Here is a 5,310-nt window from a genome sequence, read left to right as displayed (position 1 = left end):
GGCAACCGACTGGTGGCCGCCCTACGATCGCGAGCTCGAAATCCTCCTGCTCAAGAAGATCGAGGATCAATAAGGCCGAGAGGCGGAAAGGGCAGGGGATGAAGCCACGCATATCCCTCATCGCTGCGGTTGCGGCCAATGGTGTCATCGGCAAGGACGGTGACATGCCCTGGCGCATCCCGTCCGATTTCGCCTGGTTCAAGCGCACGACCATGGGAAAACCCATGGTCATGGGACGCAAGCAGTTCGAGACCTTTCCCAAGCCGCTTGCCGGCCGGCCGCACATCGTTGTGACGCGTCAGGCCAATTATACGGCCGAGGGCGTCAGCGTCGTTCATGACCTCGAGGCGGCCTATGCTTTGGCCGCTCGTCTTGCCGAAGAAGCGGGAACCGACGAAATCATGGTCATCGGCGGGGGCGACATTTACGCGCAGGCCATGGCGAAAGCTGACCGTCTCTATATCAGCCATGTGGAGCTATCCCCTGATGGGGACGTTCGTTTCCCCACTATCGACGCGGAAAACTGGGCGGTTGTGGACACTCCCGAAGTAACGCCTTCGGAAAAGGACGCCGCGCCCTATCGCATCAAAATCTACGAGAGACGCGAACGCCCCACGCATTGATCGTTCCGACGCCTTGCCTATATATGTTTGCAATCAAAATAAGCAGGAACCGAAAGGATAGAGATGCCTTGGGAGAATAATGGAGGCGGAGGTGGCCGCAATAACGGCGGCCCCTGGGGCCAGGCACCCGGTGGAGGTGGCGGCGGCCCGCGCCGTCCCGGTGGAAACACTCCCAATCTCGAGGACATTCTCAATCGGGGTCGCGATCAGTTTCGCGGTGGCGTTCCCGGCGGCCGTTGGGCAATCGTCGGTGGCGTGGTTGCGCTGCTGGCATTCTGGGGCGTGAATTCGGTCTACACCATCAATCCGCAGGAAGTCGGCGTCGAACTGCGCTTCGGTGCGCCCAAGCCGGAATTGTCCGGTCCGGGCCTGCACTTCCTGTTCTGGCCGGTCGAAACCGTCGAACGCGCTACTACGACGGTCAACCAGACGCAGATCGGCGCTGCCAATGCCAGCGGTGGCTCGCGTGCTGCGGCGCGTGACGGGCTGATGCTGTCGGGCGACCAGAACATCGTCAACGTCCAGTTCTCGGTCTTCTGGGCCATCAATGACCCGGTTGCATACCTGTTCAACGTGCGCGATCCGGAGTCCATGGTTCGCTACGCCGCTGAAAGTGCCATGCGCGAAGTGGTCGGCCGCCGTCCGGCGCAGGACATCTATAGTGATGACCGCTCGGGTATCTCGGCCGAAGTGCAGCGCATTACTCTGGCAACGCTCGAAAGCTACGGCCTCGGTGTGTCGATCAACCAGATTCTGATCGAAAATGCCGGTCCGCCGTCCGAAGTTATCGACGCCTTCAACGAAGTGCAGCGTGCCCGTCAGGACGAAACGCGTCTCCAGGAAGAAGCTCGCTCCTATGCGAACACCCTTCTCGGTGACGCTCGTGGTCGTGCCGCGGCCCTGCGCGAAGACGCAGCCGCCTACACCAACCGCGTGGTGCAGGAAGCAACGGGTGAAGCCGAGCGCTTCAACGCCGTCTATGCTGAATACGTCAATTCGCCGGAAGTGACGCGTAAGCGTCTGTTCCTCGAAACCATGGAAGAGGTCCTTGGCGGATCGGAGAAGGTGCTGATCGAAAACGGAGCCAGCGGTTCCGGCGTCGTACCCTATCTGCCGCTGCCTGAGCTCCGCTCCGGTCCCAAGACTTCGACGGGGAACTGACCATGACGAATCGCCTCTTTATCATCGGCGCCGTCATCGTTGCGGCTCTCTACGTGCTCTTCTCCTCGCTTTACGTCGTCGACGAGCGCGAGCAGGCAATCGTCACGCGCTTCGGCAGCATCACCGATGTGCGCACCGAGCCGGGCATCTACTTCAAGATCCCGACCGATTTCGTCGACAACGTGCAGATCATCGAAGATCGTCTGCTGCGCTATGACATTGCCAATATGCGCGTTCAGGTTTCGGGCAACGCCTTCTACCAGGTTGACGCTTTCCTGACCTATCGCATCGCCGATGCGCGTCTCTTCCGTGAGCGCGCCACCGGTCAGCTTTCTGTCGCTGAAGCCCGTATCGGGGCCAGTCTCGATGCTGCCCTGCGCCAGGTCTACGGTCTGCGTGAATTCAGCGCTGCCCTTTCAGACCAGCGCGCACAGATGATGCGTGAAACCCGCGAACTGATCCGTCCGGACCTGGCGAACCTGGGTATCGACGTCATCGACGTGCGTATCCTGCGTACCGACCTCGACGAAGACGTATCGGCCACGACCTTTGAGCGTATGCGCGCCGAACGTCTTGCTGAAGCTGCGCTGCTCCGCGCTCGCGGTGAAGAACAGGCTCAGAGCCTTCGCGCTATCGCCGACCGTCAGTCGGTCGAAATCGTCGCTGCCGCGACCCGCGATGCCGAAATCATCCGCGGTACCGGCGACGCCGAGCGGAACCGCATCTTCGCGGCGGCCTATGGTCAGGATCCGGAATTCTTCGAGTTCTATCGCTCGATGGATGCCTACCGCACCGCCCTCGCCAAGACCGGCACGACTATGGTGCTGTCGCCTGAAAGTGCCTTCTTCCGCTACTTCGGTTCGAACGGTGACCTGCCGCCTCCGAGCACTACCTTTGCGACGCCCATCGCACCGCAGACCGCTCCGGAAGCTGCCACGCCCAGCACCGAACCGGCCCTCGACGGCCTCGGCATCGAAGAAGCCCTGCCGGCGCCGTCCGTGACGCTGCAGGATGGTTCGGAACTGACCCCGACCGTCGGCACCGAAGCTCCGCCTCCGGTCGAAGCTCCGGCCGCTGGCCAGTAAGGCAGTCGACAAAAAACAGAAAGCCCGGCATTCGTGCCGGGCTTTTTTTGTTTGGGCTTCGATGTCTGAGAGCGCGGCTTAGCGGACGAAGTCGTCGTCGGCATAGCCCTGGAGATAGAGCAGGGCGGTCAGGTCGCCGTGATCGATGCGATAGCCCGCTGCAGCAGCCACGGCGGGCTTGGCATGCAGCGCAACGCCGAAGCCGGCGATACCGATCATGTCGAGATCATTGGCGCCGTCGCCTACGGCCAAGGTCTGGATCAGGTCGAGGCCGCGCTCGGTAGCGAGCGTTTCGAGCCGGATGCGCTTGGTGTTCTTGTCGACGATCGGCTTCTGCACCGTACCGGCCAGGCGATCACCATCGAATTCGAGCACATTGGCGATGGCTTCGTCGAAGCCGATGCGCTTGCCGAAATAGTCGGCGAAGAAGGTGAAACCGCCCGACACCAGCGAGGTGAAGGCGCCGTAGGCCTTCATGGTGTGAACCAGGGCCCGGCCGCCGGGCGTCAGGGTGATGGATTCGCGGCGGATTTCTTCGATGGTGGCGCGCTCAAGGCCCTTCAGCAGGGCAACGCGGGTGTCGAGGGCCTGCCCGAAATCCAGCTCGCCGCGCATGGCGCGCTCGGTGATTTCGGCGACCTGAGCCTTGAGGCCGAGCGCGGCGGCCAGTTCGTCGATGCATTCCTGCTCGATCATGGTCGAGTCCATGTCGGCCACTAGGAGCTGCTTGCGGCGGCCTTCTGTGGGCACGACATTGGCGTCAACGCGGCGCGCGCCGATGATTTCGCGCGCGATGTCGAGGGCGTCCGGCGCCTTTGGTTCGAGAATATCGCAGGCGACCTGATGGTTCAGCCAGTTGAGTTCTCCGCCGGTTTGCTGCACCACTGCGGCCGCAAGCGAGACGTCGAGGTCGGAATCGGCGGGATTGGCGATGAGGCTGAGAACCGGCATGGCGAAAATGACTTTCGGGAGACTAGTGTGACGCGCCAGAGAAGCGCCGTCCTGATAGCGGGTCCGACTGCCAGCGGCAAGTCGAGCATGGCGCTTGCGCGGGCCCGGGCCAATGGCGGCGTCATCGTCAACACCGACGCGATGCAGGTCTATGACACGCTCCGCATCATTACCGCGCGCCCGTCGGTGGAGGAAGAGGCTCTCGCAGAGCATCGTCTTTATGGGAGTGTTCCGGCATCGCAGCGGTTTTCGACCGGGCAGTGGTTGGAAGCGGTGCGCAAGATTCTAGGCACCGTAGACGCCGACCGCGAAGTGATTTTCGTTGGCGGAACAGGGCTCTATTTCGACGCTCTGACAAACGGATTCGCCGATGTCCCGGAAATTTCCCCAGAGCTGACACTGCAGGTTCAGCGCGAGATCGAGGATCTGGACGAGGCAGGCCGCATGGCGTTGCTCATTGCGGAAGACCCCGAAACCGCCCGTCGCCTGAAAGTCGCGGATCCGCAGCGCGTTACGCGGGCCCTTGCCGTCAAGCGCGCAACGGGCAAGCCGCTCTCGGCGTTTCAGGACAATCCCCAGGCGGGTCTCCTGGGCGACTGGGTCGTGGAGCGCTTTGTGCTTTCCCCCGATCGCGATGTGTTGCGGGCCCGTATCGCCCGGCGCTTTGAAGCAATGTTTGCAAGCGGCGCCGTTGAGGAGGTGGAAGCGTTGCGGGCGCAGAACCTCGATCCGTCCCTCCCGGTGATGAAAGCCATCGGCGTGCCAGAGATCAGCGATTGGCTGGACGGGCGCCTGGAGCGTGAGGAAGCGATTTCTCTCGCGACCATTGCCACGCACCAATATGCCAAGCGGCAGCGGACGTGGTTCCGCAACCGCATGGGGGACTGGCCGCGACTGGGCCTCGAAGGCGCCGCGATCGACCCTTAGGCCGTAGCGGGTGCCCGCATCCTCTCGAGGAGGCCGATGCGTTCGCGCAGCACGAAGCGTGTGACCAGCACCACGGCGACCGAAGCCAGGCCGGCGGCTAGGCCGATCCAGATGCCGATGCCCTTCCAGTTGACGATGAAGCCCAGCACGTAGGCCACCGGCAGACCAACCAGCCAGTAGCCGACGATCGCCAGCACCATCGGCACCTTGGTGTCGCTCAGACCGCGCAGCGAATGCGCGGCAACGACTTGCGCGCCATCGGCAAGCTGGAAGACGCCGGCGACGATCAGGAAAGACGCGGCCAGGGCCAGCGAATTGCCGTTGGCCGCCACATGCGGATCGAGAAAGACGGTGACGATCTGCGGGCCGAAAGTCAGGAAGGCAATGCAGGACAGCGACATGAAGGCCGTGCCCATGACGAAGGACGTCCAGCCGGCCTTGCGGATGCCTTCGACGTCACCGCGGCCGTAGGCCATGCCAACGCGCACGGTCGCTGCCACGCCGAGGCCGAGCGGCACCATGAAGGCGATGGATGCGCATTGGAGGGCGATCGCATGGGCAGC

At 62.9% G+C, this 5,310-nt stretch carries 6 protein-coding genes; 4 read left to right on the top strand and 2 right to left on the bottom strand.

The features are described 5' to 3' along the window. The first annotated feature begins 98 nt into the window (after positions 1–98). From J0I64_RS04545 to J0I64_RS04535, 3 genes are all read left to right on the top strand, one after another. Positions 99–623: a dihydrofolate reductase gene (locus J0I64_RS04545; protein WP_291406422.1), complete on the top strand. Its 525-nt coding sequence runs from the start codon at positions 99–101 to the stop codon at positions 621–623. Positions 624–686: 63 nt separating this feature from the next. Beyond that, on the top strand, positions 687–1,784 hold the full coding sequence (gene hflK, locus J0I64_RS04540) for an FtsH protease activity modulator HflK (RefSeq protein WP_291406421.1): 1,098 nt from the start codon (positions 687–689) through the stop codon (positions 1,782–1,784). A gap of 2 nt (positions 1,785–1,786) precedes the next feature. After that, complete coding sequence (locus J0I64_RS04535) at positions 1,787–2,869, top strand: protease modulator HflC (RefSeq protein WP_291406420.1); 1,083 nt, start codon at positions 1,787–1,789, stop codon at positions 2,867–2,869. Between the two features lie 78 nt (positions 2,870–2,947). On the opposite strand, the gene serB is transcribed toward J0I64_RS04535, so the two are convergent. After that, positions 2,948–3,820, bottom strand: a complete 873-nt coding sequence (gene serB / locus J0I64_RS04530) for a phosphoserine phosphatase SerB (protein ID WP_291406419.1) — start codon at positions 3,818–3,820, stop codon at positions 2,948–2,950. Positions 3,821–3,907: 87 nt separating this feature from the next. Between serB and miaA the strand changes: the two genes are divergently transcribed. Further along, complete coding sequence (miaA, locus tag J0I64_RS04525) at positions 3,908–4,747, top strand: tRNA (adenosine(37)-N6)-dimethylallyltransferase MiaA (RefSeq protein ID WP_291406423.1); 840 nt, start codon at positions 3,908–3,910, stop codon at positions 4,745–4,747. On the opposite strand, the gene J0I64_RS04520 is transcribed toward miaA, so the two are convergent. Then, positions 4,744–5,310: MATE family efflux transporter (locus J0I64_RS04520; RefSeq protein ID WP_291406418.1), on the bottom strand; the 567-nt coding region annotated here is incomplete at its 5' end. The two genes, miaA and J0I64_RS04520, sit on opposite strands and share 4 nt — an antisense overlap.

It is taken from the genome of Devosia sp. (genome assembly GCF_017307565.1).
Lineage (GTDB): Bacteria > Pseudomonadota > Alphaproteobacteria > Rhizobiales > Devosiaceae > Devosia.
Note: the sequence above shows the minus strand (reverse complement) of the source record. Positions and strands in the feature narration are given on the sequence as shown.